The organism is Allocoprobacillus halotolerans (assembly GCF_024399475.1).
In the GTDB taxonomy this organism is placed as follows: Bacteria; Bacillota_I; Bacilli_A; order Erysipelotrichales; family Coprobacillaceae; genus Allocoprobacillus; species Allocoprobacillus halotolerans.
On the sequence record NZ_CP101620.1, the window covers coordinates 1,053,209 to 1,079,222 of the forward strand.

31 protein-coding genes and 2 pseudogenes are annotated in these 26,014 nt (G+C 30.8%); 5 read left to right on the top strand and 28 right to left on the bottom strand.

Going from position 1 to position 26,014, the window contains the following annotated elements:
• Positions 1-77: 77 nt before the first annotated feature.
• Positions 78-707: an ATP-binding cassette domain-containing protein gene (locus tag NMU03_RS06235; protein WP_290142294.1), complete on the top strand. Its 630-nt coding sequence runs from the start codon at positions 78-80 to the stop codon at positions 705-707.
• 74 nt (positions 708-781) lie between these two features.
• Here the strand turns inward: NMU03_RS06235 and NMU03_RS06240 are convergent, their stop codons facing one another.
• The 4 genes from NMU03_RS06240 to NMU03_RS06255 form a co-directional block, all read right to left on the bottom strand.
• The gene (locus NMU03_RS06240; protein WP_290141779.1) at positions 782-1,090 is read right to left on the bottom strand and encodes a PTS sugar transporter subunit IIB; all 309 of its coding nucleotides are present in this window, start codon (positions 1,088-1,090) and stop codon (positions 782-784) included.
• 57 nt (positions 1,091-1,147) lie between these two features.
• The gene (locus tag NMU03_RS06245; protein WP_290141780.1) at positions 1,148-1,621 is read right to left on the bottom strand and encodes a hypothetical protein; all 474 of its coding nucleotides are present in this window, start codon (positions 1,619-1,621) and stop codon (positions 1,148-1,150) included.
• A 338-nt stretch (positions 1,622-1,959) separates the two neighbouring features.
• Positions 1,960-2,487: an IS1634 family transposase gene (locus NMU03_RS06250; RefSeq protein WP_290141316.1), complete on the bottom strand. Its 528-nt coding sequence runs from the start codon at positions 2,485-2,487 to the stop codon at positions 1,960-1,962.
• Complete coding sequence (locus NMU03_RS06255; protein WP_290141781.1) at positions 2,484-3,608, bottom strand: IS1634 family transposase; 1,125 nt, start codon at positions 3,606-3,608, stop codon at positions 2,484-2,486. Before NMU03_RS06255 ends, NMU03_RS06250 begins: the two co-directional genes overlap by 4 nt.
• A gap of 168 nt (positions 3,609-3,776) precedes the next feature.
• Here NMU03_RS06255 and NMU03_RS06260 point away from each other — a divergent pair, with 168 nt between their 5' ends.
• A complete protein-coding gene (locus NMU03_RS06260; RefSeq protein ID WP_290141782.1) occupies positions 3,777-4,682 on the top strand; it encodes an Rpn family recombination-promoting nuclease/putative transposase in 906 nt (301 codons plus the stop codon).
• Between the two features lie 121 nt (positions 4,683-4,803).
• Here the strand turns inward: NMU03_RS06260 and atpC are convergent, their stop codons facing one another.
• From atpC to NMU03_RS06335, 14 genes and pseudogenes are all read right to left on the bottom strand, one after another.
• On the bottom strand, positions 4,804-5,190 hold the full coding sequence (gene atpC, locus NMU03_RS06265) for an ATP synthase F1 subunit epsilon (protein WP_290141783.1): 387 nt from the start codon (positions 5,188-5,190) through the stop codon (positions 4,804-4,806).
• Positions 5,177-6,583, bottom strand: a complete 1,407-nt coding sequence (gene atpD / locus NMU03_RS06270) for a F0F1 ATP synthase subunit beta (protein WP_290141784.1) — start codon at positions 6,581-6,583, stop codon at positions 5,177-5,179. The genes atpC and atpD overlap by 14 nt, the downstream gene beginning before the upstream one ends.
• A gap of 11 nt (positions 6,584-6,594) precedes the next feature.
• The gene (gene atpG / locus NMU03_RS06275) at positions 6,595-7,446 is read right to left on the bottom strand and encodes an ATP synthase F1 subunit gamma (RefSeq protein ID WP_290141785.1); all 852 of its coding nucleotides are present in this window, start codon (positions 7,444-7,446) and stop codon (positions 6,595-6,597) included.
• 3 nt (positions 7,447-7,449) lie between these two features.
• Positions 7,450-8,973, bottom strand: a complete 1,524-nt coding sequence (gene atpA, locus NMU03_RS06280) for a F0F1 ATP synthase subunit alpha (RefSeq protein WP_290141786.1) — start codon at positions 8,971-8,973, stop codon at positions 7,450-7,452.
• Positions 8,974-8,981: 8 nt separating this feature from the next.
• Positions 8,982-9,511: pseudogene (locus tag NMU03_RS17620) on the bottom strand (F0F1 ATP synthase subunit delta).
• A complete protein-coding gene (gene atpF / locus NMU03_RS06295) occupies positions 9,511-10,014 on the bottom strand; it encodes a F0F1 ATP synthase subunit B (protein ID WP_290141789.1) in 504 nt (167 codons plus the stop codon). Before atpF ends, NMU03_RS17620 begins: the two are co-directional and overlap by 1 nt.
• 38 nt (positions 10,015-10,052) lie before the next feature.
• Positions 10,053-10,295: an ATP synthase F0 subunit C gene (gene atpE / locus NMU03_RS06300; RefSeq protein ID WP_290141790.1), complete on the bottom strand. Its 243-nt coding sequence runs from the start codon at positions 10,293-10,295 to the stop codon at positions 10,053-10,055.
• Between the two features lie 59 nt (positions 10,296-10,354).
• Positions 10,355-11,013 (bottom strand): annotated as a pseudogene (locus tag NMU03_RS06310) (F0F1 ATP synthase subunit A).
• The gene (locus tag NMU03_RS17625) at positions 10,913-11,356 is read right to left on the bottom strand and encodes an ATP synthase subunit I (protein WP_353956689.1); all 444 of its coding nucleotides are present in this window, start codon (positions 11,354-11,356) and stop codon (positions 10,913-10,915) included. The pseudogene NMU03_RS06310 and the gene NMU03_RS17625 overlap by 101 nt, the downstream one beginning before the upstream one ends.
• A gap of 95 nt (positions 11,357-11,451) precedes the next feature.
• Positions 11,452-12,078 carry a uracil phosphoribosyltransferase gene (upp, locus tag NMU03_RS06315; protein ID WP_290141792.1) on the bottom strand — a complete coding sequence of 209 codons (627 nt, stop codon included), beginning with the start codon at positions 12,076-12,078 and terminating at the stop codon, positions 11,452-11,454.
• Between the two features lie 215 nt (positions 12,079-12,293).
• Positions 12,294-13,532, bottom strand: a complete 1,239-nt coding sequence (glyA, locus tag NMU03_RS06320; protein WP_290141793.1) for a serine hydroxymethyltransferase — start codon at positions 13,530-13,532, stop codon at positions 12,294-12,296.
• A gap of 1 nt (position 13,533) precedes the next feature.
• A complete protein-coding gene (gene rpiB / locus NMU03_RS06325) occupies positions 13,534-13,974 on the bottom strand; it encodes a ribose 5-phosphate isomerase B (protein WP_290141794.1) in 441 nt (146 codons plus the stop codon).
• Positions 13,971-14,573, bottom strand: a complete 603-nt coding sequence (locus tag NMU03_RS06330) for an L-threonylcarbamoyladenylate synthase (RefSeq protein ID WP_290141795.1) — start codon at positions 14,571-14,573, stop codon at positions 13,971-13,973. The genes rpiB and NMU03_RS06330 overlap by 4 nt, the downstream gene beginning before the upstream one ends.
• Before the next feature lie 223 nt (positions 14,574-14,796).
• Positions 14,797-15,030 carry a hypothetical protein gene (locus NMU03_RS06335; RefSeq protein WP_290141796.1) on the bottom strand — a complete coding sequence of 78 codons (234 nt, stop codon included), beginning with the start codon at positions 15,028-15,030 and terminating at the stop codon, positions 14,797-14,799.
• Between the two features lie 283 nt (positions 15,031-15,313).
• Between NMU03_RS06335 and NMU03_RS06340 the strand changes: the two genes are divergently transcribed.
• Positions 15,314-16,237 carry an alpha/beta hydrolase gene (locus tag NMU03_RS06340; protein WP_290141797.1) on the top strand — a complete coding sequence of 308 codons (924 nt, stop codon included), beginning with the start codon at positions 15,314-15,316 and terminating at the stop codon, positions 16,235-16,237.
• A 25-nt stretch (positions 16,238-16,262) separates the two neighbouring features.
• Here the strand turns inward: NMU03_RS06340 and NMU03_RS06345 are convergent, their stop codons facing one another.
• The 7 genes from NMU03_RS06345 to NMU03_RS18225 all read right to left on the bottom strand — a co-directional run bounded on the left by NMU03_RS06345 (position 16,263) and on the right by NMU03_RS18225 (position 21,087).
• Complete coding sequence (locus NMU03_RS06345; protein ID WP_290141798.1) at positions 16,263-16,811, bottom strand: DUF5714 domain-containing protein; 549 nt, start codon at positions 16,809-16,811, stop codon at positions 16,263-16,265.
• A gap of 86 nt (positions 16,812-16,897) precedes the next feature.
• Positions 16,898-17,548 (bottom strand): ABC-2 transporter permease, encoded by a 651-nt coding sequence (locus NMU03_RS06350; protein WP_290141799.1) that lies wholly within the window; start codon positions 17,546-17,548, stop codon positions 16,898-16,900.
• Positions 17,542-18,408 (bottom strand): ABC transporter ATP-binding protein, encoded by an 867-nt coding sequence (locus tag NMU03_RS06355; RefSeq protein ID WP_290141800.1) that lies wholly within the window; start codon positions 18,406-18,408, stop codon positions 17,542-17,544. Before NMU03_RS06355 ends, NMU03_RS06350 begins: the two co-directional genes overlap by 7 nt.
• Positions 18,409-18,410: 2 nt before the next feature.
• On the bottom strand, positions 18,411-18,785 hold the full coding sequence (locus NMU03_RS06360; RefSeq protein ID WP_290141801.1) for a GntR family transcriptional regulator: 375 nt from the start codon (positions 18,783-18,785) through the stop codon (positions 18,411-18,413).
• A gap of 85 nt (positions 18,786-18,870) precedes the next feature.
• Positions 18,871-20,253 (bottom strand): M17 family metallopeptidase, encoded by a 1,383-nt coding sequence (locus NMU03_RS06365; protein WP_290141803.1) that lies wholly within the window; start codon positions 20,251-20,253, stop codon positions 18,871-18,873.
• Between the two features lie 105 nt (positions 20,254-20,358).
• Positions 20,359-20,601: a hypothetical protein gene (locus NMU03_RS06370; protein ID WP_290141804.1), complete on the bottom strand. Its 243-nt coding sequence runs from the start codon at positions 20,599-20,601 to the stop codon at positions 20,359-20,361.
• 171 nt (positions 20,602-20,772) lie between these two features.
• Entirely contained in the window at positions 20,773-21,087 is a 315-nt protein-coding gene (locus NMU03_RS18225) for a DUF6198 family protein (protein WP_494337172.1), read from the bottom strand.
• 155 nt (positions 21,088-21,242) lie between these two features.
• Between NMU03_RS18225 and NMU03_RS06380 the strand changes: the two genes are divergently transcribed.
• Both NMU03_RS06380 and NMU03_RS06385 read left to right on the top strand, forming a co-directional pair.
• Positions 21,243-21,437 (top strand): LysR family transcriptional regulator, encoded by a 195-nt coding sequence (locus NMU03_RS06380; RefSeq protein WP_290141806.1) that lies wholly within the window; start codon positions 21,243-21,245, stop codon positions 21,435-21,437.
• 14 nt (positions 21,438-21,451) lie between these two features.
• The gene (locus NMU03_RS06385) at positions 21,452-22,081 is read left to right on the top strand and encodes a substrate-binding domain-containing protein (protein ID WP_290141807.1); all 630 of its coding nucleotides are present in this window, start codon (positions 21,452-21,454) and stop codon (positions 22,079-22,081) included.
• A gap of 29 nt (positions 22,082-22,110) precedes the next feature.
• Here NMU03_RS06385 and NMU03_RS06390 read toward each other — a convergent pair whose 3' ends face one another.
• From NMU03_RS06390 to dapB, 3 genes are all read right to left on the bottom strand, one after another.
• Positions 22,111-23,421 carry an ATP-binding protein gene (locus NMU03_RS06390; RefSeq protein ID WP_290141808.1) on the bottom strand — a complete coding sequence of 437 codons (1,311 nt, stop codon included), beginning with the start codon at positions 23,419-23,421 and terminating at the stop codon, positions 22,111-22,113.
• A gap of 525 nt (positions 23,422-23,946) precedes the next feature.
• Positions 23,947-25,257 carry a diaminopimelate decarboxylase gene (lysA, locus tag NMU03_RS06395; RefSeq protein ID WP_290141809.1) on the bottom strand — a complete coding sequence of 437 codons (1,311 nt, stop codon included), beginning with the start codon at positions 25,255-25,257 and terminating at the stop codon, positions 23,947-23,949.
• Between the two features lie 12 nt (positions 25,258-25,269).
• A complete protein-coding gene (dapB, locus tag NMU03_RS06400; RefSeq protein WP_290141811.1) occupies positions 25,270-26,013 on the bottom strand; it encodes a 4-hydroxy-tetrahydrodipicolinate reductase in 744 nt (247 codons plus the stop codon).
• Between the last annotated feature and the right edge of the window lies 1 nt (position 26,014).

Here is a 26,014-nt window from a genome sequence, read left to right on the forward strand (position 1 = left end):
TAAATTTTTCTTATAACCAACAAGAGAAAATCTTAAAAGACATTCATATTTCTATTGAAAAAGGTGCTTTTTGGGGAATAGCTAGTCCTAGTGGTTGTGGAAAATCTTCTCTTATTAAAGCCATTTGTAAATTAGAGAAATGTGATGGAGATATTTTTATTGATGATAAGGATATCAATTCTCTATCCCGTAATGAGTTAGCAAAATATATCACATTAGTCCCACAAAATCCTTTTTTAATTGCAGGTACGATTTATGAAAATATTTGTTATGGATTAGACAAAGAACCTTCATTAGATGATGTATGGAAAGCTATTGATAAAGCTAATCTTACTGATTTTATTTGTAGTTTACCCCAACAATTAGAGACCAGGATTTCTGAACATGGTAATAATTTATCAGTGGACCAAAAACAAATAATCGCCATATCGAGGATCTTTTTAAGAAAACCTCAAATTCTTATTTTAGATGAAGCCACTTCTAATTTAGATAATACTTCAGAAAGATTTATTCAACATGAAATAGAAAAACTCAAGATTCAAAATCAAATGACTATTATTTCCATCGCTCATAGACTAACAACTTTAAAGAATTGTGATTATATTATTGTGATGGATCAAGGAAAGATTGTTGAAGAAGGTAAATATGATGAATTGATTGATAAAAAAGGTATTTTTAGTGATATGTATTATGGTAAATTAAAATAGGTTATTTTTCATCTTCTTCATAAAAAGTAAAAATTTCTTAGAAACATAAAATCATATCGATTTTTCGATATGATTTATTTTTTTGATTCAATTAATGTCATAGCCTCTTCTAAAACTTTCTTACCATTCATCATGCCATAATCTTTCATGTCAATAACTGCAATTGGTTTACTTTCATCAAATAATGAACGAATATGATCTTCCTGGAAACGAACCTGTGGTCCTAACATGATAGCATCGGCATCTTTTCCATAGACAATCGTATCAGCAATAGGCCTTGCTTCAATATCAACATCTAAATTCTTTTCCTTAGCAGCAGTTAACATTCTTTCAACTAATAAACTCGTAGACATTCCTGCTGAACATACTAATAATATTTTCATAAGTTCTCCTCCACTTATAACTATATCAATTTCAATTCAAGATGTAAAATTATTTCATCATCTTAAAAGAAAATACTTCTGTTCTTTAAAACAATGTTCTTTTTCTAATATCAATGCTTTCAATTTATCTAATTTCTCTGATAATAATTGACTTTTTTCTTCTGCATTATAATTATCATCAACAATATCTGTAAAATAAACCCATTCGTTAAAAGCATTTAATATATCTTCATAAAGATTTTGACAAAACTCTATCATATTGATATGAGCTATTTGATAATGAATATCTTCCTTTGGTATAGGAACAGTTTTTTCATTTTCCACAATAATATGAAAATTCCAATAACTCACTGTACATAAGAATCTATATGGTTCAAGAAATCCTTTGACACAGAAAGGTTTCATTGTTTCTAAACCCCAAATAGCCTGATTAATCCATTCAAAAGCAATATCATCTAAATAGCTCAAATAATAAGAAGAACATCCTTCAAGTTGAAATTCTGTCCATCTAGCTTTTGGTTTCATTAACATATGTATTACCTTCTTATTTATTATTATAACATTTCTTATCATAAAAAATAAATCTTTCGTTTGTTTTTATCATTGAAAACTCATAAAATTTGAAAATTAAAATTTTTTGTAAAAAGTTGGAAATAAAAAAAGAAAAATAGAAAAAAATTGCATATATAAATAATAGGAGGGTTCTTATTAAAGATGAATATATTTACAATAAGCAAATATTGTTGTATAATGTCTATGAGCCCTCCTGAAATATATCCTTAACTTTTCAAAAAAGATAACTAAAACTATAAATCATTGAAAAAAGATACAGCTATTGCCGCCTATACAATTGCTGTATCTTTCCCTTATTATTTCATCTTTTCATTTATTTCTTTTACATAGTTCTTTACATCTTCATCTGTGATTCCAAATTGTTTCAATATCTCTTTTTGTTTTCGACTTAACCCATATCTTCTTACATACTCATTCCTGCTGTCTCTTGTTATCTCTATTTTATTCATCTCATGTATGATTCCCGGTACTGTATAGTCTTTCTTGTTTTTTCTTCTTATTTCCTTTGTCTTTGTGAATACTTCATTTCTAACTATATTTGCCAGGAATGTAATAAAAATCTTTGATTCCATCGATGCATCTCCATGAACTCTGAATTTATTAAAATCCAGTTCACTCTTCAGGCTTCTAAACAGTTTCTCAACTGTATCCCTGTCTCTATATGTTTCAAGTGCTTCCCCTGCACCCATTTCCTGCGTTGTCACTATCGCAAAGTATCCCATCATGTCCGCTTCTTTCTGTATCTTTTCCTTCAGCTTTGTATACTTCCTTAAATATCCGCTATCATCATAATACATCCTGAATCCCTTTTCGAATCTTTTCATGTCTTCTTTTCTGTTGAGCTTTGTCTTTGAAATTCTTTTTCCAGATCCCTTTCAAGCTTTGCGTATGAATTCAAAAGCATACTTCTCTGTTCATTCGCCTTTTCGCCATCATAGTAGATGTGAACATAGTATTCCTTTTCATCATCATACAGTTTTGCCTTCACTGTCTTTCCATAGATTTCATATTTCTCTATATATGCATCTATCTGATTTGCTATGCTGAGCCTATGTCTGGTAATAAGTTCACTAATCTTTTTCTGATTGGTTTTCACCATCATTATAAGGTCATATCCCTTTTTCTCTATATATCTTATGTTTCTGGCACTGAAATATCCTCTATCAAGTATCAGTCCGATATTTTCATATCCATATTCCTTTGCCCTGTCCACCATGTATGTCAGCTGACTGTTGTCGATGATGCTCCCCATATACGTTTCATAGAATAGTGGCGTACCATTTTTCTGATCAATGGAGTAGCTCATATTTACAATCGGTACTTCATCATCATCCTTTGCATGACCTAGTTCTGCAATTTCTATGCCCTCGCTATATGTATTCATGTTGGTGCTGTCATAGCTGATGTATATGGCATCACCTTTATGCATGTTGTTCCATGACTTAAGGAAAAGATCGGTATCTCTGAATTTGATCCTGTCCTTGAGAAGCCTCCCTATGGAAGAATCGCTATATATCTGTTTTGAAAAGACGGGAATTCTCCTCATGAATGATGGAAAATGCTGAATGGCTGTTGTTTCACCAATGATCATATATTGCATGACATCCTTGATAAGAGAGGAATCATCATCGAAGATAGAATCAAGAAGCGATGAAAGACCTGACTCATTCATAATCCTATCAATGACCATTGTATTTCCAATAGAAATGGTATCAGACATTTCAGGTGATTTTTCATTTTCGAACCATTCAGGGAAATAGATTCTAGCATTGTCATTAGGAATCATGAATTCATCATCAATCATCTTTCCAATAAGAACCCTCTTATTTTGATTATGCTTTTTTTCCTTGATGTAAATCTTTTCACAATTAAAATAGACATAGTTGTTTCGAGGATAGACAACAGAATTGGCAGGTTTTTTAACAGTAATATTTTTATGAAACATGGCAATCTCCTTTAGTTATTAAGATAACTAAATTATATCATAAATTCAGACAGAATAAAAGCGTAAAAACAATCTTTTTATCGACATTTTTACGCTTTAATAAGTTTATTTTCTATTTAGTTATCTTTTCTTGAAAAGTTAATGATATATAGAAAGGAGGTTGTGATAATGAGCATGCAAACAGATCACATCATTAAGGATTTCTTCAAGAATACCAGTCGTTTTGCCGACTTGATGAATGCTATTTTATATGGTGGTCAGGATGTCATTAAGCCTGATGAACTACAAGTCATGGATTCCAATGAAATCTTTGTAGGTAAGTATATTTCCAAGGAACGACGACGTGATGTCATCATGATGTGGAAAGGAAAAGAGTCACAGGCTATTCTTGCGTTGGAGGCACAGAATCAGGTTGACTTTACAATGGTGTCAAGAACACTTCTCTATGATGCATTGACTTATAATATGCAGGATAAAAAACCCAAGAACCATATGCTTCCATATGTCATGAGTATTGTCTTGTTTCATGGCGAAGGCAAATGGACAGCCAAGACATCACTGTTAGAAAGAGTCAATGTACCTGAAGGCATCAAGCAGGAAAGCAATGACTGGAAGATGAATGTGGTTGACATCAAGGATTTGAATTATCACCTACTCAAAAATGAGGACAATCATAGTGTTGTCAAAGCAGTAGGAAAAATATGGAGAAAAGAGGAAGAAGATTTCAAAGGAATGGAAGTATCAAAGGCAGCTGCAAGAGTGATAGCAATACTTACAGAAAGATTTGATATTTTAGATTTAGTGAAAGGAGATAAAGAAACTATGGCAATGTGGTCATTTTGGCAGGACATTGAAAATTCAGGATTTCAAAAAGGAGAAGAACGTGGTATGAAAAAAGGTAAAATAGATACATTAAAGAAGAATGTGAAAACAATGTTGGTGTATCTTTTTGGAAACCTCACACCAGAACTTACCAAGAAAATAGAAGATAGTGATGAAGAAAGACTTGATAATGTCATATTACATATTTTTGAAATCCACAATGAAACAGATGTCTATAAGATACTTCAATAATGAAGCATAAAGAATTTCGTCTTAATTGGCGAAATTCTTTTTTATTATCTAAAAACAATCTTATTACATTTTATGCAAAAGAAAACATAGAGAAAATATCTCTATGCTTGATGTGTTGTTTTCACATTAATTCTTGTGATTGCTTTTTTAATGCAATTTCAGCACGTATAATATCAATATCTTGTCGTAATTTTAAGCGTTCTTCTGCCCTTTGTTTAGAACTTTGAGCACGTGCTAAATCAATTTCATCTGATGATTCAATAGCACTTGTAATAATCGTTGTATCTTCTTCACCAACATATACAAAGCCACCTGCAATCGCAAAATATTGTTTTTCATGATTTGCATCAATATAATTCATTTCTGATATTTCAATACTACTTGCCAGAGGAATATGGTGAGCAAGAATACCAATTTGTCCGGCTGTTGTTCGTAGATTTAACATTTCAACATCAGTTTCTTGATAAACACCTTTAGGTGTTACAATTTTTAATTTAAATGTTGTCATCTGTTAATGTCTTTGCCTTTTCTACTGCTTCTTCAATAGAACCTACATTATGGAAAGCCTGCTCAGGTAAATGATCCCATTTTCCTTCAAGAATCTCTTTAAATCCCTTAATTGTATCTTCCACACGAACATATTTTCCTTCTAGTCCTGTAAACTGTGAAGCAACAGTAAATGGTTGTGATAAATAATTACGAACACGCCTTGCTCTGGCAACAGTCACTTTATCTTCTTCACTTAATTCATCCATACCCAAAATGGCAATGATATCCTGTAAATCCTGGAATCTTTGTAAGATTTGTTGAACACCATGAGCCACTTCATAATGTTCTTTTCCAACAATTAAAGGATCTAGGGCACGTGATGATGAATTTAATGGATCAACAGCTGGATAAATTCCTAATGCAGCAATCGAACGATCAAGAACAACTTTCGCATCCAAGTGAGCAAATGTTGTTGCCGGTGCAGGGTCAGTTAAGTCATCGGCAGGCACATAAACAGCCTGTACCGAAGTGATTGATCCTTTCTTAGTTGATGTAATACGTTCCTGTAATTGTCCCATTTCTGTCGCAAGCGTTGGTTGATAACCAGCTTGTGATGGTACACGTCCTAACAACGCTGAAACTTCTGAACCAGCTTGTGTAAAACGGAAAATATTATCAATGAATAATAAGACATCTTGATTTTGTTCATCTCTAAAATATTCTGCCATTGTGAGTCCTGTTAGACCAACTCTTAAACGTGATCCTGGTGGTTCATTCATTTGTCCAAAGACAAGTGTTGTTTTATTTAAAACACCACTTTCTTTCATTTCATAATAAAGGTCATTACCTTCTCTTGAACGTTCTCCAACTCCAGCAAATACTGATAATCCACCATGTTGTGTTGCAATATTGTTAATTAATTCTTGAATTAAAACTGTTTTTCCAACTCCAGCTCCACCAAATAAACCAATCTTTCCACCTTTAATATAAGGACAAATCAAATCAATGACTTTAATTCCTGTTTCCAAGATTTCTGTTTCTGTTTTTTGATCAGCATATGATGGCGCATTTCTATGAATTGGCATCTTTTGAATATCAGCAGGTAAAGCTTCTTTTTCATCAATAGGTTGTCCTAAAACATTAAACATTCTTCCTAGTGTTTCATTACCTACTGGTACACGAATAGGATGCTCTGTATCTTTTGCTTCTAATCCTCTTTTTAAACCATCAGTAGAACCCATTGCGATACAACGCACAACATCATCACCAATATGTTGCGCAACTTCTACTGTCAATAATTCATCATTATTTTGAATTTCAATAGCTGTATTTAATGCAGGTAAGTGTCCATCATCAAAAACAATATCAACAACGGGACCTACTGCACGTACGATTTTTCCTATATTTGACATGCTGCACCTCCTTATTGAGCATTGGCACCAGCTACAATTTCACTAATTTCATTTGTAATAGCACTTTGTCTAGCCTGATTATATTTCAATAATAATTCTTCTATTAAATCTTCTGCATTATCTGTTGCATTTTCCATAGATGTTCTTCTTGAAGCATTTTCACTTGTCACCGATTCAACCAAATATCCATAAATGACTGATTGTAAATACATAGGAATCAAATCATTTAAAACAGTCTGTGGATTCGGTTCAAATATCGTTGCTTTATGTGTTAAATATTTCATTTCAAAATCTTTTGTATCCACAGGTAATAACTTCATCACATAAGGTTGGAATGTTAAATTATTGATAAACTTTGTATAAATCATTTGAATACTTGCAATTTCATGATTTTGATAACGTTGTGTTAACTCTTGAACAAGTCTAATCACATCTTTAAATTCCAATGTTGAATTTAAATCAAGATACTGTGAATGAAAATCAATATGATGATGTGTTAAATAACTTGCTCCCTTATTTCCAATCATATAAATTTCATCTTCTGGTTTTAAACATTCAACCATTGTTTTAATAACATTGGCATTATAACCACCACATAAACCTAAACTTGAAGTCACAATAATATAAATGTTTTTCCCAGTTTGATTATCTTTTAAATAAGGACTATCAACCATACCTTTATTACTTTCTAAGATTTCACCAACAACTTCTTGAATCTTACTATAATAAGGTCTTAATTCATCCATTTGATTTCTTGCTTTTCTTAATTTAGAAGTTGCGACAAGCTGCATAGCTTTTGTGATTTTCTTTGTAGATTCTACTGATTTAATACGTCTTTTAATAGACTGCATATCATTAGCCATAGACTAACCTTCCTTATTCACTTTTAAAAAGTTTTCTACAAAAGCTTTCATAACTTCTTTCATCTTTAAAGATAATTCATCATCAATAGATTTTTGTTGTTGGATTTGTTCAATGATTTCAGGATATTGACTTTCTATAGTTTGATAAAGTTCATCCATAAAAACATTGATTTTATCAACAGCAATTTGTTTTGTATAACCATATTTTAACGCAAATAATGTAATGACTTGTTGCGCCACATTACGTGGTGAATATTGTGCCTGTTTTAAGACTTCACGTACTCTTTGCCCATGTTCTAAAGTCGCTTTTGTAGCAGCATCCAAATCACTACCAAATTGAGCAAATGCCTGCATTTCACTATATTGCGCAAGTTCTAATTTTAAAGAACTTGAAACTTGCTTCATGGCTTTAATTTGTGCTGATGAACCAACACGACTGACTGATAAACCAGTATCAATCGCTGGTCTGATTCCTGAGTTAAATAAATCTTGTTGTAAGAAGATTTGTCCATCAGTAATCGAAATAACATTTGTTGGAATATAAGCTGATATATCCCCTGCCTGTGTTTCAATGATAGGTAGGGCTGTAATTGAACCTCCACCATGTTCTTCATTTAAACGACAAGCTCTTTCTAACAAACGTGAATGTAAATAGAAAACATCTCCTGGATAAGCTTCACGTCCTGGTGGTCTTTTTAATAATAAAGACACTGTACGATAAGCCACCGCATGTTTAGATAAATCATCATAAACAATCAAGACATCTTTTCCTTCATCCAACCATTGTTCAGCCATTGCACATCCTGCATAAGGAGCAATATATTGAACCGGTGCTAATTCACTGGCTCCAGCTGATACAACCGTTGTATATTCCATTGCGCCACCTTGTCTTAATTTTTCAACAATTTGTGCAACAGTTGAATTCTTTTGTCCAATCGCAACATAAATACAATAAATATTTTGTCCTTTTTGATTTAAAATTGTATCAATCGCAATCGCTGTTTTTCCAGTTTGACGGTCTCCGATAATTAACTCACGCTGACCTCTACCAATGGGAATAATCGCATCAATACATGTAATCCCAGTTTGAAGTGGTTGATCCACAGATTTTCTTGTCATAACGCCTGGTGCAATCTTTTCAATGGGACGTGTTTGTTGATAAACAACTTCACCTTGTCCATCTATTGGTTGTCCTAAAGGATTCACAACACGTCCTAAAAGCCCATCACCAACAGGAACTTCAATAATTCTTCCAGTACGTTTAACTTCGTCACCTTCCTTGATTGTTCCTTCATCACCAAGTAACACTGCACCCACAGCATCTTCTTCAAGATTCATGACCATCCCATAAACATCACCAGGAAATAATAATAATTCTCCAAGCATTGCATTATCCAACCCATGAATCAAAGTAACACCATCACCAACAGTCATAACTGTTCCAACATCTTTTGATTCAATCTGATCTGCAAAATGCTTAATTTGTTCTTTAATTAAAGCACTAATCTCATCTGGTCTTAAATCCACATTTTCACCTACTTTCTTAATAATTCCTGTTTCAATAATCCCATCTTATAAGCAAGCGAATTATCATAAACATGATTATCAATCTCTACTTTAATTCCACCAATTAAATGGGTATCAATCTTTTGTTTTAATAAAACTTTCTTTTGTGTTTTTATCGACATGGCTGCCTGAATCTTCTCTAATTCATCCTGAGTTAATCCATAAGCACTCCATACAACTCCTACAACAATACCTAAATATTCATAACATAATTGTTGGAATTGTTGACAAATCAAAAGAATATATTGAATCCTTCTTTTTTAATCAACAACAATAAAAACTGATAAACATATGTTTCTATTTGTCCTTTTAAACATTGATTCAATACTTGATATTTATCTTCATCTTGAATAGCCACATGACTAAAAAACTGAATAATCTTTTGATCTTGAAAAACAGCTTCTACTTTTTCAATATCTTTTTGATATTGTGCAACAGCATTTTCTTCCTGTGCCAGAGTAAATAAAGCTTCTGCATATCTTTTCGCAATAGTGTCCATTAATGCACAACCTGATCAACAAAATCTTCAACCATTTGTTGATTTTCTTTCGTATTCATTTCTTTACTCATAACTTTTGTTGCTGCTTCAATGGCAATATCCACCATTTCTTTCTTCATTTCTTCTCTAGCCTGTTGTTTTTCAACTTCAATTTGTCTTTCTGCCTGTTCAAGTTTACGCGCTGCTTCTTCTTTTGCCTTAGTAACCATCTCATCACGCACTTTTAAAGCATCATCTTTCGCTCTTTCAATAATATCATGATACTCTTTAGCTGACTGACGTGCCTGTTCTTCACTTTCTAACATCAGCTGTTTTGCTTTTTCTTGAGATGTTTTTGCATCTTGAATCTGTGATTCAATAAAATCTGCACGTTTTTTAAAATAAGCTTGAACTGGCCCCCAGAAGAACTTTCTAAAAATAATTAATAATACTCCTGTTGATAATAACTGAATCACTATCGTCGCAAGATTAGGAAACAATTTTCCTGCAACATCAATACTCATTGTATGCCTCCCTTCTTATAAAAAAGTCCATCACCTTTTTATAAATATAATGCTGGGAATACAAAGATTAAAATAATTGAAATTAATAACCCATAGATGGCAACCGTTTCTGTTAAGGCAATCCCTAAAATCATCATTGTTCTGATTTTTCCTTCAGCCTCAGGGTTTCTACCAACTGCTTCAACAGCTTTACTTGCCGCTAAACCTTCTCCAATACCTGTACCTAAACCTGCACATACTGCAATCCCTGCAGCAATCGCAACTAATCCAAAATCTGACATATTTTTTACCTCCGAATATATTAATTTTTTATCTATCAAAACTATCTTTATAGTTATGATCAATCTTCATTTTCCATCATAATTAAGATGGATGAAATTGTTACAAATACTAATGTTTGAATAAAACCTGCAAACAAATCAAAATACACATGTAATATTGGTGCAATCACTGGTCCTAAGAAATTGACATCAATAAGAAATGATGATAACCAACCAGTCAATTGATACAATAATGACATTAAGATGGAACCACTTAAAATATTCCCAAAAATACGGAATGATAACGAAATTAAAGGAGCAATGGTACCAAATATATTTGTTGGTGGCCAAATATTACCTTTAATATAAGCTCCAATTCCTTTTTCTTAATAGCGTTATACTGTATTAACACAAACGTAATGATTGTAATTGCTAGTGTAATGGAATAATTAGAAGTTGGTGAATCAAAACCAATTAAACCACTAATATTAGCAATAAACAAATAACAAAACAACATTGTAAAATACGGATAATAGTTTTTTTCAAACTTTTGGGGCATAATAGATTTCATATAGTTATAAATCATTTCTACCCCCGTCTCCACAACAAGAACTAATCCTTTTGGTCTTTTAGTAGCATCAGCCAAAGCAATCTTTCTGCCTGCATAAACAAAAAAGACAGCAAGCATAGCCATAATAATCAAAGAGAATATCAATTCCGTTTGAATCACAATCTGCATCTATTTCACTCCTTTCTTTTTTTAAATTTAACCATTGAATCGTTATAGGTATAATTAAATAGCCAAAGAAAACACTCAATAAATGAACATAATCTTTCCATATCACAGCCATTAAAAAACCCATTATCATTAAAACTAATTTAGACATAAACATCAAAATAATAAGAATAACCTGATGTCCATTTTGTAAAATCATGTGACTCGTCTTAATTGTTAGTATAAAATTTATATAACAAATTATATAACCAATCACTATACCTAAAGGATAGGATAAACTTTTAAAAATTAAACCTACTATACAAAAAAAGAGCAACATGACTAAAAAGATTTTTTTGATTCTGATTGAACATCTTTTTCATTCACATTGCTCACTCCCTTTAAAATACTACGTCTATTATACCTTTTTTAAAAAGCCTTGACAAATCTTTTTATCTTCATTTATTGATCTGTACCAAATAAACGATCTCCAGCATCTCCAAGTCCTGGAACAATATAGCCTTTATCATTTAATTTTTCATCTAATGCCCCAACAATTAAATCTACATCAGGATGTTCACTTTCAATCACTTGAATTCCTTCTGGTGCTGCGACTAGACATGCGAATTTAATATTTTTTGCACCGCGTTTTTTAATATTTGTAATCGCTGCACAGGCACTTCCACCTGTCGCTAACATTGGATCTAACACCAATACATCAGCATTATTTAAACATGATGGAAATTTCGCATAATATTCTTCTGGCTGTAATGTTTCTTCATTTCTTGACATACCGATATGACCAACTTTAGCCGTTGGAATAACTGTTTTAAAACCATCAACCAAACCTAGCCCCGCTCTTAAAATCGGCACAAGAACAATCGGTCTAACTAATTGTTTACCAGTCATAGGGCATATAGGTGTGACAATTTCAACATTTTGTAAAGGTAATGTCTTTGTCACTTCATAAGCCATTAACATTGCAATTTCATCTAAATTCTGTCTAAATTCTTTTGTTCCAGTATCTTTGTTTCTCATAATTGTTAATTTATGATCAATTAATGGATGATTTAAAATAGTTGTTGCCATGAATAGTCCCTCTTTCTTTTTCTTATTTATATTATTATAACAAATAATAAAATACATTCCTATAATTATTATCATTTATGTCAACTTAACTTGCTGGTGTGTGTAATTGGTTATGATATAATGGAAAAAACAGAAGATTTTTATTATGTTTCATGAAACTTTAATTTATTTGCATAAAAACCAATGACTGATTTTTCAATCATTGGTTTGTTTTTTTAAATATATGAAATATTTTTATACATCTCTACTTTTTCAATAAGCTTTTGAACACGTTTTATACATACATCTTTAACTTCATCTGTTTCTTCATTCTTTAAACGATAAGCAATGATTTTACCAACTTCTCTAAAATCATCTTCATTGAAACCTTTTGTTGTCATAGCAGGTGTTCCAACACGAATCCCACTTGCTTTAAATGGTTTTTCAGTATCAAAAGGAATAGCATTTTTGTTAGCTGTAATATGAATTTCATCAAGTAATCTTTCTGCTTTTTTACCACTAATTCCACAACTTGCTTTAACATCAATTAAAATCAAATGATTATCTGTTCCATCAGCAACTAATCTAAATCCTTCTTCTTTTAAAGATTCTTCTAAAGCTTTAGCATTTTTAACAATTTGTTTTGCATAATCTTTAAATTCAGGTTGTAAAGCTTCATAGAAACATGCTGCTTTTGCTGCAATAATATGCATTAACGGACCACCTTGCATACCTGGGAAAACGGCTCTATCAATAGCTTTTCCTAATTCTTCTTTACACATAATAACACCACCACGAGGTCCTCTTAATGTTTTATGTGTTGTCGTTGTCACAACATCAGCATAAGGAACTGGTGAAGGATGTAAACCAGCTGCCACTAAACCAGCAATATGTGCCATATCCACCATAAATAACGCTCCATTATCATGTGCTACTTTTGCCATATATTCAAAATCAATCACTCTTGAATAAGCACTTGCTCCAGCAACTACTAATTTTGGTTTGATTGTTTCAACTTTATTTTTAAAATCTTCATAATCAATTGTTTCTGTATCTTGACTCACACCATAACTATAGAATTCATAGTTAATTCCTGAATAATTCAATGGATGCCCATGTGTTAAATGTCCACCATCAGCTAATGACATTCCTAAAACCTTATCACCATGTTGTAATAAAGCCAAATAAACTGCTGTATTGGCTTGTGCCCCACTATGAGGTTGAACATTGGCATATTCACATCCAAATAATTCTTTTAAACGATTAATCGCAAGTGTTTCAACTTCATCAACAAATTGACATCCTCCATAATATCTTTTACCCGGATATCCTTCAGCATATTTATTTGTTAAAACACTACCAGCTAATTCTAAGATTTCTTCAGAAACAAAGTTTTCAGAAGCAATCAATTCAATGTTATTTCTTTGTCTATTTAATTCTCTTTCTACACTTTCAAATAATTCTCTATCTTTCATCTTATTCATTCTCCAATGCCATCATTTTCTCAATTCTTAAATCATGTCTACCACCTTCATAATCAGTATGTAACCACGCATTTAAAACTTCAATTGCTAAACCTTCACCAATAACTCTTTGTCCCATTGCTAACATATTTGTATCATTATGGGCTCTTGTTGCTTTGGCACTAAATACATCATGAACTAAAGCACAACGAATACCATTAACTTTATTACATGTAATAGAAACACCTATTCCAGTTCCACATACAACAACACCTTTGTCACATTCTCCGCTTGCAACAGCTTTTGCAGCTTTTGAAGCATAATCAGGATAATCACAACTTTCTTCATTGTATGTTCCAAAATCAACAACTTCATATCCCTGTTTTTTCATTTCTTCCATTAAAACATTTTTTAAACGATAACCACCATGATCACAAGCAACTGCTATTTTCATTTGATTGCCTCCTCTATCTGTTCTTTTGTTATTTTTCCTGCTCTTAATATTTTGATTTCATCTTGACTCACATCAACAACTGTACTTGCGATATTATCCGATGTTTTCCCTTCAACGACCATATCAATACGTCCTTCAAGCTGTTCTAAAACTTCTTTTGTTGATGTTGTATTTTGATGATGAGATAAATTCGCACTCGTCACTAACATAGGTCCTACCTTCCTTAATAAAGATAAAACAAATTCACTATCAGGAATACGAATACCTATTGTATCTTTTCCATGTGTCATCACATCATCGACTGATGGCTTCTTTTGAAAGATTAAAGTAATCATTCCTGGCATAAATTGGTTAATAATCTTTTGTGCTTTTTCATTGACATAAGCATATTGATGAATATCTTTCTGATCAGCGACCATTAATGTAATGGCTTTAGAATAATCCCTTTGTTTAGCTTCCATTAAATCATCTAAAGCTTTTTCATCTTGGAAACGGATTCCTAAACCATAAACTGTTTCAGTTGGAAAAGCTACAATACCACCTTTTTCAATGACATCACAAATCTGTTTTATATCTTGCTTAGTTACTATTTTTGTCATCTTCATCACCTGCTCCCTATTTTAACACATCAACATTAAAAATTATAGTCTTATCACTTTTTTAAAGAAAACAATCATTAAATCTATATATTTGTAAAGTATAATCATTTCATATACTTGATTTTCACACATTATTTTCATATAAAATAATGTGTCATATTTTATAAATATAGCTTAAACAAAACAGCGATAGACTTCATAATGAATCTACCGCTTATAACAACTACTTCTCTTTATTATTATATATTTCTTTGCTCCAACTTGAACATTTTTTTATAACTTTCCAAATGAATAAGCCTTCACCCCAAATAAAGACAGCTATACCACTATATAGCATTAAACTACCTATTGATGAAAAAGGATATGTTCCCGTTGTATAATCTGAATATCCTCCAACAATAGAACTACCAATAACCATAAGAGTACCCAAACCAAATATTTCTAATAATCTTTTCATGTCATCCTCCCCTTTAACATATTATACCAAAAAATATGTATAAGTTATAAAAAATAAGATGATTTTAATTCTTGCTACTCACCTTCTAAAATAGACATTAAAATATCATCTGCATATTTTTTACAGGACTTCTTAAAATATAACCATCTTTTTCAAAAGAATACTGTTGTTTCATAGAAATAATTCTCTATCCAACATTTATTATACAGTAAATTGTTATTTATACAAAAAAGAACATTATTTTTGATGAAATTTATGGTATGATAATAATATCAGGAAAGGAATGATCAAATTGAAGAAAAAAACACTTGCTTGTGCAGCTTTATTATCAGGAGCTATTGTTGGTTTTGTAAGTGTGACAGCTATTGATTTTGCTTGTCGTAAGGATACACCTTTAAATAAAGAAAAACCAAAAGTTAATCCTCAAATTGGAAAATATCTTCCTTGGTTAAAACAACAACATTTTGAAACATGGGAAATGACTTCACATGATGGATTAAAATTAAAAGCAAAATTTTTAAAAGCTGAAAGAGAAACAAATAAAGTCTTGATTGCTGTTCATGGTTATCGTTCATATAATTTAAAAGAATATGCTTATTATATTAAATTTTATCATGATTTAGGATTCCATATTTTACTACCAGACAATCGTGCTCATGGTGAAAGTGAAGGAAAATATATAGGATTTGGATGGTTAGATCGTTTAGATTGTATTCAATGGATTCACCAAGTGAAAGATTATTTTGATAAAGATTTACAAATTGTGTTACATGGTATCTCTATGGGAAGTGCTACTGTTTTAATGGCAAGTGGTGAAGAATTGCCTAGTGATGTCAAATGTATTATTTCTGATTGTGGATTTACAAGTGTCCTTGATGAATTTAAACATGAATTAAATCAAAGACATATTCCCGCTCCACTTATTTTACCAACTGCAACACTTTTAAGTAAAAAAAGAGTTGGTTATAGTTTTAAAGAAGCTTCAACGATTGAACAAGTGAAAAAATCTAAAACACCGACATTATTTATTCATGGTGATCAAGATGATTTTGTCCCAACATATATGGTTTATGATCTTTATAATGCTTGCAATGCTGATAAAGATTTATTGATTGTTGAAGGCGCAGGACATGCTCAAAGTTATTTGGTTGATCCAAAACTATGTGAAAAAACAATTATTGAATTTATGAATCAATATGTCAAATAAAAACATATCGCTTTGATATGTTTTTTTATTGATGAAATGGACACCTTTCATGAATACATTGTTGATTTAAAGATGAAAATTCACAATGTATATCACTATCTTCTAAAATAATTCCATAGTTTTCTTTAACAAATTTTATAGCTGTTTTTAATGAAAGAAAAGCATTTCTTTTACAACATCTTGGCCCACCAATATCACCAATATGATCAAGTGCTTGAGATGTTAATTTTAAATTATCTTTATAATATTGATTATCTGATAAAGGTGTTGTTTGATGTATAATTGCAAGTGCTGCTCCTATTGATGAACAGGAACCACAAATACCCCATTGTCCACAAGTAGCACCGGGCATTTTCTTTCCTCTTTTTTCTAATTCATCTAAGGCTTCTGATAATGAAAACTCTACTTTGGCATTATGCATTGCTGTTAAAAAAGCATAGCCATCAATAATATGATGAATAGGGCCATGTATAGAAACATTATCAACTTTCATTAATTTTTTAACAATTTCAATAGGATTTATACTTTTTTCATTGAAACAGATTTCTTTGATAATTTCAAATTGTTCATCCATAAACTCATCCCCTTTTCTTTATTGTACAAAAATACATAATATGAAGCAATAAATAATAAAAAGATGAAATGAAGATTCATTCCACCTTATGAATGTTTTCTTTGATATATGATTAAACAAACATAATAACTGATGATATTGAAGATAACAGCCAGAAAACATCCGATCCATACAATTTGATTTAATTTTAAACTTAAGAAAATATCTACCCCATAGAATAATTGTGTACAAATATAAGCAATAGCTATAACAACAAGGAAAATCATATAAACAATTGTTCCTTTTTTATTTCCTAACCAAAAGAATCCAACACTTGTAATAGCATTCATAATAAATGATAAAAGAAAACCAATAAACCATATTAATATAACTGTTTTAAAAGTTATAACATGGAAAACTGTCGCAAAAACAAGAACAATTGGTAACGCTATACATAACTGTACAAAAAGAGTAAATAATAGTATAGATAAAAACTTTGATTGTACAATTTGTTTTCTTGTCACTGGAAAAGTCAATAGCATTTTATCATAATGAGAAATCTCATCTTGTTCCATAGAGTATTGTAAAATTGAAACACCTATCATTGGTAAACACATATAAACCATTAAAAATAAAGAATAGAGATTATGCATGAACAGTGTAAAAGCAAATAAAAATAATACAGATGTAACCATTCCTATTAAATTCTTTTTGATACAGAAAGTTTCATAAAAATCTTTAATCATGATTCCTAGCATGTCTTTTTCACTCCTTTAGCATAAAACAACATCATTTCTTCTATAGTTGGTCTTGTGATTTCTAAATCTTGAAAAATTGATTGAATCTGTTGCCTATTTTTAATCAGAATTAATAAACTATATGGTTCTTGAATATAGCATACAATATCATCTTGAGATAATGTTTCCAATAATTTTTGTGTTCCATGAATAATACCAAAATTTTCTTTTATCTCATCATAAGTTTGCATAAACACACATTTTCCTTTATGAATATAAACAATATAATCTGCTATTTTATCTAAATCACTGGTAATATGTGAAGACATAATGACAGTATGATTTTCATCCATTGTAAAATCACGAATGAAATCTAATATTTCATCACGAATAATCGGATCTAAACCACTTGTTGCTTCATCAAGAATTAAAATTTTAGCATCATGACTGAATGCAATCGCAAATTCAAGTTTCATTTTCATACCTCTTGAAAAGTACTTTAGTTTTTTATCATAAGCCAATTCAAATTTTTGTAAATAATCAAGATAGAGTTCATGATTCCAATTTTGAAAAGTATGACTCAAAATACGTTCTATCCAACGAGGTGATAATTCTAAATCATAGTGTGTCGTATCAAAAATAACTGCTAAATCTTCTTTAATCAGTTTTTCATTTTCCGTAAAATTCATACCAAAATAGGTTAAACCTTCATATTGTGATTCAATAATACCTAATAATGCATTGATAAAGGTTGATTTACCCGCACCATTTTCACCAACAATTCCAACAATACTTCCTTTTGGAATCCCTAATGATATATCATCTAATGAAAAGTCTTTATATTTCTTTGTGAGATGTTTCACTTCAATCGCAAAATCCATAATTAGCTCTCCTTGTCAATATCTTCAATAATTTCTAGTAATGTATCTTTAGAAAAACCACTTTCCTGTGCCAATAAACAAGCTTCTTTCATAAGTTCTTTGATTTTCCTTAAGTTTTCTTCACGTATAAAATCTTGATTGGGTGTTGCCACAAAAGCCCCTTTTGCTGGAACAACCACAATAAATCCATCTTTTGAAAGTTCATCATAAGCCCTTTGCGTTGTAATAATACTGACATGTAAATCCTTTGCCAACTTGCGCATAGATGGTAAAGGTGTTTGAGGTTTCAGTTCCCCACTCATAATCATGGCTTTGATTTGTACAACAATTTGTTCATAAATAGGCTTAGAACTTGTTTGACTAAGTATAATTTCCATGCATGTTCTCCTTATCATTGTATATACCATTTATATACAGTATAAACAAAAAAGAATGTCTACTTTCATAAACATTCTTCGTTCATTATTTCATCAATTCGACAACGCTTCTTATCATAGCTCCAGTTGCGCCAGTTCCATTTTGATCGGCTGTTCCAGCAATATCTAAATGAATCCATTTTGTTCCTTCTTCAACAAATGATTCTAAGAAGTTTGCTGCAATACTTGCTCCAGCTCCTGGTTTACCCATTGAGTTTTTAAGATCAGCACTCTTTGATTGAAGTTTATCTAAATAAGCTTGATCAAGTGGTAAACGCCATCCTTTTTCATCACTTGCTTTCATAGCTTTATCAAATTCTTGATAGTATTCTTCATCATTACAGAATACACCAGTATAAACATCACCTAAAGCAGCAACACATGCTCCTGTTAAAGTTGCTAAGTCAATAAGTTTTTTAGCACCTAATTGTTGTGCATATGTAATTGCATCACATAATATTAAACGTCCTTCAGCATCCGTACTCACAATTTCCACTGTCTTTCCTGATAATGTTGTAATCACATCTTGTGGTTTATATGCCTGCCCATTCACTAGATTTTCTGTCACTGGAATAATTCCATAGACATTTGTCTTTGCTTGACTTTGAGCGAGAATTTGCATGATTCCATAGACATCTGCGCCTCCACACATGTCATATTTCATGCCATAGCTATTTCCTTTAAGGTTATATCCTCCCGAATCAAAAGTAATTCCTTTACCAATCACTGCTTTATATGGTGCATCTTTATCTCCGTTGTGTTTGAAACAGATCATATAGGCAGGAATATGACTCCCTAGATTGACAGAAAGAATTCCTCCTGCTTTCATATCTTCAAGCTTCGCTTTATCAAGAATTGTACATTCCAATCCATTTTGTTTTGCCATTTCAATAGCTTCTTTGACCATATCTTCAGGTGTCATTAGATTAGATGGTGTATCAGCAAGTTTTCTGGCATAGTTGATTCCTGTTCCATAGATGATGGCTTCATCTATTTCTTTTTGAACAGGATGCACACTCATGACATCCATATCCATGATATCTTTTTCATCATGACCAATCTTTCTTTCCTTATATTGTGCAATGATATGAGATTCCATCCATACTCTTACTAATGTTTGTCTACTGATTGTCTTATCAAGATGATCTACTACAAGCTGTGTTGGCTTGTCTAAATCTTTTGATACTTTCATAGCGACATCTCTAAGTTTAGCCGTTGTCAATTTTTCTTCCTTACCAAGTCCTACAAAGATGATATAAGGGAAAGGATATTTTCCTAATGTATGAATCTGTGTCATTTTTGCATAATCTTTATCAATTATATCATTGACATCATATCCTAAAGCATCACAAAGCCAAGAATCAACAGGCTGATTATCATAGATAGGATAGATGACAATATGTTTATTTAAACTTTCTATTTGTTTCATGAAACAATCCTCCTTATGTCCAATATTCTATCACTTTTATATATTGGAAAGCAATTGTTTCGCTTATCTTGTAATAACAAAAAATATGAAACACATTGTTTCATATCAAAATAACCAATCCCATATCAAAGACTTTGTTTCTATGTCCTTTGTTGTTTCACAATAATTGACTTTTAAATCTCCAGTTAAACTTTTTCCTTCTCCATCTCCTAAAATAATCGTATAAACACCTTGTTTATAGGTTGCCCGATAGTCAGATTGATGGTCAGCTAAAGCCTGTTCAGGGTTATCTACACCTTTAACCCATTCTTTATAGTCTATTAATAATTGATTTTTAATATCATACATTTTTTGAATATCCTCTTGTTTTAAACTATTTGATATAATTTTATATTTAGGATTTTGACTTTTGGCTTCTACGCTGACACAAAGCATACAGACTAATATAATAAAAACTATTTTTTTAAATTGTTCATATTCATTCACCTCATATGTGAATTATGAACATTTCTTTTTTATTTATACATGAAATAATATTTTTTGAAGAATATGTTGCCAAATTTTAATTAATCTTCCTATCATAATTGATGAAATAATTGTTCCTACACCAATTCCCTTAATTGGACTTTGTGTTATAAAACTTAAAGCTAATGAACAAGCAATCATTGATATATCAAAGATATTTTTAACGTTATAGAAAGGTAAGTGAAAAACTTGACTAATTGTTTTGACAATGCCATCACCTGGATTTAAAACAAGGTTGGTTTCACTTGTTGCATAAATAGAACTTGATAAAGCTGCTAGCCCTAAGCCTGTCGTAATATTTAAAACAATTCCTAATTCTTAAAAATTTAAACCAATGATATAAATGATAAATTTCTTCACATATTCACTCCTAACCCTTCTTTATTTTAATGATTTTATCATAATAGTCTAATATAAATATATCATGTTATAATAATGAAAAGTTATTAATAAGAGGTGCATCTATGAATATTCAACAATTAAAATGTTTTGTAGAAGTAGCAAAAACACTTCATTTTACAAAAACTGCTCAAAATCTTTTTATTTCTCAAACTGCTGTTACTAATCATATTAAACATTTAGAGGAAACTTTAGGATTTGATTTATTTATAAGAACAAAGAAAAATGTTCATTTAACACAAAAGGGAGAATTTTTTTAAAGACAGCTACAAAAATGTTAGAAGTTAATCAAGAATGTTATGAAATGATTCATTATTTAAATCATGAAAACATTGGTGAATTAAAACTTGGTTATTTAAAAGGTATTGAACATTGTATTATGATTGATCACATTCAAAATTTTTATAAAGACCATTCTCATATCAATGTCAAGCTTTATCGTGATTCTCGTCAACAAATTGAAGATATGTTAAGAAACTATCAGGTAGATTGTATTTTGACTTCAAGAGTTGGTGATGATTTGATTAATTTTGAAGATGATTGGCAATATCAACGTATTTATTCTTATCCTTTTGTTGTAGCAATGAATAAAAATCATCAATTAGCTAAAGAAAATTATCTTCATTATTTTGATGTTAAAAATCAAACACAAGTCATTCTTGATACAAATGAATTACATTTTATAAGTCAAGATTTAGATATGATTTTAATGCATTTAGCTATCAGCCAAGATACAGCTATTCTTGCTCAATTTACACAAGATTATTATGCCTATCAAAAATATCTTCGTTATATTTCATTGCAAGATTTTCCTCAACGTTTTCATATTTATATTATCTGGCATAAAAATACTATGAATGATATTCTTCATGCTTTTTTACAAAGTATTCAAAAATCCCTCTAACAAAATTATTTGTTTAAGGGATTTTTCTTTTATTCTATTAACCAATCCATAATATTATATGATTTGATACCATTATAGGATATGACTTCAATATCATCTAATGACAAAATAATTTTTTCATAATTATCATTTATTTTTTCTAAAGGTGTTAATTCTCTTTTTCGTACATCTTCACTCATCATGGATTCAGTAACTTGTACATATAATTTATCGTCAGCTTTTGTCGCAATAAAATCTATTTCTAATTGATCTACTTTCCCTATCGCAACATCATAACCACGTCTTAATAATTCAAAATAAACAACATTTTCTAAAGCATGACCTGTATCTCTATCTCTATAACCTAATAAATAATTTCTTAATCCAATATCAACAATATAAAACTTACCTAAAGTCCTCAAATATTCTTTTCCTTTAATATCAAATCTTTTGATTTCATAGAAAAAATAAGATTCCAATAAAGCATTAACATAGGCTTGAACAGTGTGGCTACTTGGTTTAGTCTTTCTTCCATCATCCAATAGTCCTTCATTAACAAGTACATTTCCAATCTTTGAAATAGATATATTACTTCCAATATTATCTGCAAGAAACATAACAATCTTTCTAAGCAAAACTGAATCTGTTATTTTTCTTTGACTTTTTAAAGTTTCTCTTTCTAAAATATCTCTTACAATAACCGTTGAGTAAATACCATCTAAAAGGGTCAAAACTTTTTCTTGTTCTAATCCAACATCTGCAATTCCTGGCATACCACCATATCGCATATAAGCTTGAAAAAGTTCTTTTAATTGATATCGTTCATCTTTTGAGTCATAAACATATTTCTTTTTATTGCCCAATGCATTGACGACTTCTTTTATTGTAAAACCATGAAAATCAATAAATTCTTGAAAAGAGAGTGGTAATATTTTAATTTCTACAAATCTTCCTGATAAGTATGTTGAATATTGAGAAGATAGTAAATAGGCATTTGAACCTGTTATATAAATATCGCAGTTAAAATCAACACGAAAGGAATTCACAACGTCTTCCCAACCAGTAATTCTTTGGAGTTCATCAAAAAAGAGATACATTTTTTTATCCGGTATAATCAACTGTGATACATGATGATAAAAATCATCCGCTGTCATTTTTCTATATACATATGATTCAAAATTCATTTCTATAATCTGTTCTTCACTAATACCAGATTCTAATAAATGATTGACCATTAATTTAAGTAGACTCGATTTCCCACTACGACGTATTCCAGTCACAACTTTTACAGGTTCTGTGTCTTGAAATGCTTTTATTTTATCTAGATACAAATCTCTAATTTTTAAATCATATTTTTTCATTGAACTCCCTCCTTTGACTTCATTATAGCAAAAACTTTACTTTTTTACAAAGTCTTTGCACTTTATAGCAAAAACTTTTTAATTTCTGTGATTTTTTGCACTTTATAATATCTTACCTTTTTTATTATATCTTAATGTAGTATTAAATATTGTCATTTAGAGTCATAAACTATATCTTTTTATTTATCAAATTTTTTTGCATCCATAATTTCCTCCTAAAACAATAAAGAGCACATCTCTGTGTGCTCTCTTTTTATTAGACTGGAGATTTCTCCATTTCAGAAAAATCACGTTCTTCCATATTTGTTCTTTAGCCCGTGGTTCATACAATGAAAAGCAGATCCATCTATAAATATAGATTTCGTTATCACTTCCTCACTATACAGTAGAATCGTAAATATTATCTACCACACCCTCAGGATAATAAATCGTTCAATTATAGCTGATTTTAACTAAAAATCCTGGTATCCAATAAACTTTACTAAAAAAGAAGTATCTTAACATAAGTCAAAATACTTCCTCTATTTATTGATAATCTTCTTGAACATCAAAAGCAATCAAATCATCAAATGTTTGTCTTTTAATCACTAATTTACTTTTTCCCTTATACGTAAATACAACAGCTGGTTTAGGGATTTGATTATAATTAGATGACATCGAATAATGATAAGCACCTGTTGAAAATTGTGCAAATATATCGCCAGGTTCAGGATATGGCAACATGATTTCTTTTACAACAACATCTGCTGATTCGCAAATTTTTCCTGCCACAGTCACTTTCGTGTCACGACGTTCATATGCCTTATTGACAATAATACCATCATATTGGGCATCATATAAAGCTGTTCTGATATTATCAGTCATACCACCATCAACACTCATATAAGTACGCACATCTGGAATGTCTTTTACTGAACCGACCGTATATAATGTAATACCAGCATTTCCTACCACATATCTACCTGGTTCTACCAAAACTTGTGGCATATCCCAACCACGACGATCATAACCATCTTTGATGATATTCATGATTTCTGAAGTAATGGTCTCAAATTCCAATGGTTCATCTTTTTTTGTATAAGCAATTCCATATCCACCACCAGCATTAATCGCTTTGACCATAACACCTAATTGATCATAAATTTCATATGCAAAGCGCACAAATCTATGCATAGCACTAATGTAAGCATATAAATCAAAAACCTGTGAACCAATATGACAATGAATACCTTCAAATTCAATATGTGTTGAGTCAACAATCTGTTGAATAGCCTTTAAATAAATACCATTTCTTGCGCTAAATCCAAACTTTGTATCTTTATGTCCCGTTTGAATATAACCATGTCCCCCAGCCTTAATTTCTGGTACAACTCTCACTGTTGCATAAATTGTTTTATCATATTGACTTGCTATCTTTTCAACAAGTTCAATTTCATAAAAGTTATCAATCACAAAATGATCAACATCATGAGCAATCGCATAATCTATTTCAGATGGAAGTTTATTATTTCCGTGGAAATAAATTTTATGTGGATCAAATCCAGCTTTTAAAGCAATTGAAATTTCTCCAGCACTGACACAATCAATGCCAATTCCATATTCACTAGCAATACGATAGATTTCTAAACAGCTAAAAGATTTAGATGCAAATAATGGTAAGACATGATTGTATTTATCTAAAAATTTTGTTTTTAATTCTTCAAATTGATGACGAATATGTCCTTCACTCATGACATAAAGTGGTGTTCCATATTTTTTGACTAAATCCATAGCATTAACATCATCTATGTATAAACTACGATCTCTTATTTGAGCAAATTGTGTTTGTAAAACCATTTTTATTCCCCTTTAATATAAATTCTTTAAACTAAATAATCCATTTTCTTTATCAGCAATCTTTAAACATGCTGAAATAGCCCCTTGTACAAAAACTTCTTTCGATAAAGCTGTATGTTTCACTTCAATAATTTCATCATGTCCCGCAAATATAACACTATGTTCACCAAAAATCGTTCCAGCACGGACTGATTGAATCCCAACTTCATTCTTTTCACGCTTATGATGAACTGTTGATCGGTCATAAACTTCTTCTGTTTCTTCAATATCCTCATGAATCACATCATATAAAAGTTTTGCCGTTCCACTAGGCGCATCAATCTTTTGATTATGATGTTTTTCAATAATTTCAATATCATATCCATTTTCATAAAATTCTTTAGCAACTTCTTTCACAATCTTTGTCAACATAGATACCCCAAAAGATGTGTTATATGACTGAAAGATTGGAATTTGTGAAGATGCTTCTTCAATATGTAAGATTTGTTGTTGTGAATATCCTGTTGTCGCAAGAACCAAAGCACAATGATTTTTAACACCAAATTTTAAAATATCACTTAAATTATCAGGATGTGAAAAATCAATGATTGCATCAACTGATTCATCAACTTCATTTAAAGATGTATACATCTTTTCGTCAATTTTCGCATCAAAGAGAGGAGAAACAACACCTACTAAATTCATGTGTTCATTTTCTCTTACTGCTTGTGCAACTTTTTTACCCATTAAGCCAAAACCATAAACTAATACATTCATC

Coding starts and splice junctions, on each gene's coding strand:
- glyA (WP_290141793.1), bottom strand. CDS start 13,532: ATGAAAGATAGAGAATTATTTGAAAGTGTAGAAAGAGAATTAAATAGA.
- NMU03_RS06355 (WP_290141800.1), bottom strand. CDS start 18,408: ATGGATTTTGCGATTGAAGTGAAACATCTCACAAAGAAATATAAAGAC.
- lysA (WP_290141809.1), bottom strand. CDS start 25,257: ATGGTTTTACAAACACAATTTGCTCAAATAAGAGATCGTAGTTTATAC.
- NMU03_RS06385 (WP_290141807.1), top strand. CDS start 21,452: ATGTTAGAAGTTAATCAAGAATGTTATGAAATGATTCATTATTTAAAT.
- NMU03_RS06245 (WP_290141780.1), bottom strand. CDS start 1,621: ATGTTAATGAAACCAAAAGCTAGATGGACAGAATTTCAACTTGAAGGA.
- atpE (WP_290141790.1), bottom strand. CDS start 10,295: ATGTCAGATTTTGGATTAGTTGCGATTGCTGCAGGGATTGCAGTATGT.
- NMU03_RS06370 (WP_290141804.1), bottom strand. CDS start 20,601: ATGTATGATATTAAAAATCAATTATTAATAGACTATAAAGAATGGGTT.
- atpD (WP_290141784.1), bottom strand. CDS start 6,583: ATGTCAAATATAGGAAAAATCGTACGTGCAGTAGGTCCCGTTGTTGAT.
- NMU03_RS06260 (WP_290141782.1), top strand. CDS start 3,777: ATGAGCATGCAAACAGATCACATCATTAAGGATTTCTTCAAGAATACC.
- NMU03_RS06255 (WP_290141781.1), bottom strand. CDS start 3,608: ATGTTTCATAAAAATATTACTGTTAAAAAACCTGCCAATTCTGTTGTC.
- NMU03_RS06335 (WP_290141796.1), bottom strand. CDS start 15,030: ATGAAAAGATTATTAGAAATATTTGGTTTGGGTACTCTTATGGTTATT.
- atpG (WP_290141785.1), bottom strand. CDS start 7,446: ATGGCTAATGATATGCAGTCTATTAAAAGACGTATTAAATCAGTAGAA.
- atpC (WP_290141783.1), bottom strand. CDS start 5,190: ATGACAACATTTAAATTAAAAATTGTAACACCTAAAGGTGTTTATCAA.
- NMU03_RS06350 (WP_290141799.1), bottom strand. CDS start 17,548: ATGCTAGGAATCATGATTAAAGATTTTTATGAAACTTTCTGTATCAAA.
- NMU03_RS06330 (WP_290141795.1), bottom strand. CDS start 14,573: ATGACAAAAATAGTAACTAAGCAAGATATAAAACAGATTTGTGATGTC.
- rpiB (WP_290141794.1), bottom strand. CDS start 13,974: ATGAAAATAGCAGTTGCTTGTGATCATGGTGGTTATCGTTTAAAAAAT.
- NMU03_RS06365 (WP_290141803.1), bottom strand. CDS start 20,253: ATGAAACAAATAGAAAGTTTAAATAAACATATTGTCATCTATCCTATC.
- NMU03_RS06240 (WP_290141779.1), bottom strand. CDS start 1,090: ATGAAAATATTATTAGTATGTTCAGCAGGAATGTCTACGAGTTTATTA.
- NMU03_RS06390 (WP_290141808.1), bottom strand. CDS start 23,421: ATGAAAAAATATGATTTAAAAATTAGAGATTTGTATCTAGATAAAATA.
- NMU03_RS06250 (WP_290141316.1), bottom strand. CDS start 2,487: ATGAAAAGATTCGAAAAGGGATTCAGGATGTATTATGATGATAGCGGA.
- atpF (WP_290141789.1), bottom strand. CDS start 10,014: ATGAGTATTGATGTTGCAGGAAAATTGTTTCCTAATCTTGCGACGATA.
- NMU03_RS06340 (WP_290141797.1), top strand. CDS start 15,314: ATGATCAAATTGAAGAAAAAAACACTTGCTTGTGCAGCTTTATTATCA.
- NMU03_RS06380 (WP_290141806.1), top strand. CDS start 21,243: ATGAATATTCAACAATTAAAATGTTTTGTAGAAGTAGCAAAAACACTT.
- NMU03_RS06345 (WP_290141798.1), bottom strand. CDS start 16,811: ATGGATGAACAATTTGAAATTATCAAAGAAATCTGTTTCAATGAAAAA.
- dapB (WP_290141811.1), bottom strand. CDS start 26,013: ATGAATGTATTAGTTTATGGTTTTGGCTTAATGGGTAAAAAAGTTGCA.
- NMU03_RS06360 (WP_290141801.1), bottom strand. CDS start 18,785: ATGGAAATTATACTTAGTCAAACAAGTTCTAAGCCTATTTATGAACAA.
- upp (WP_290141792.1), bottom strand. CDS start 12,078: ATGGCAACAACTATTTTAAATCATCCATTAATTGATCATAAATTAACA.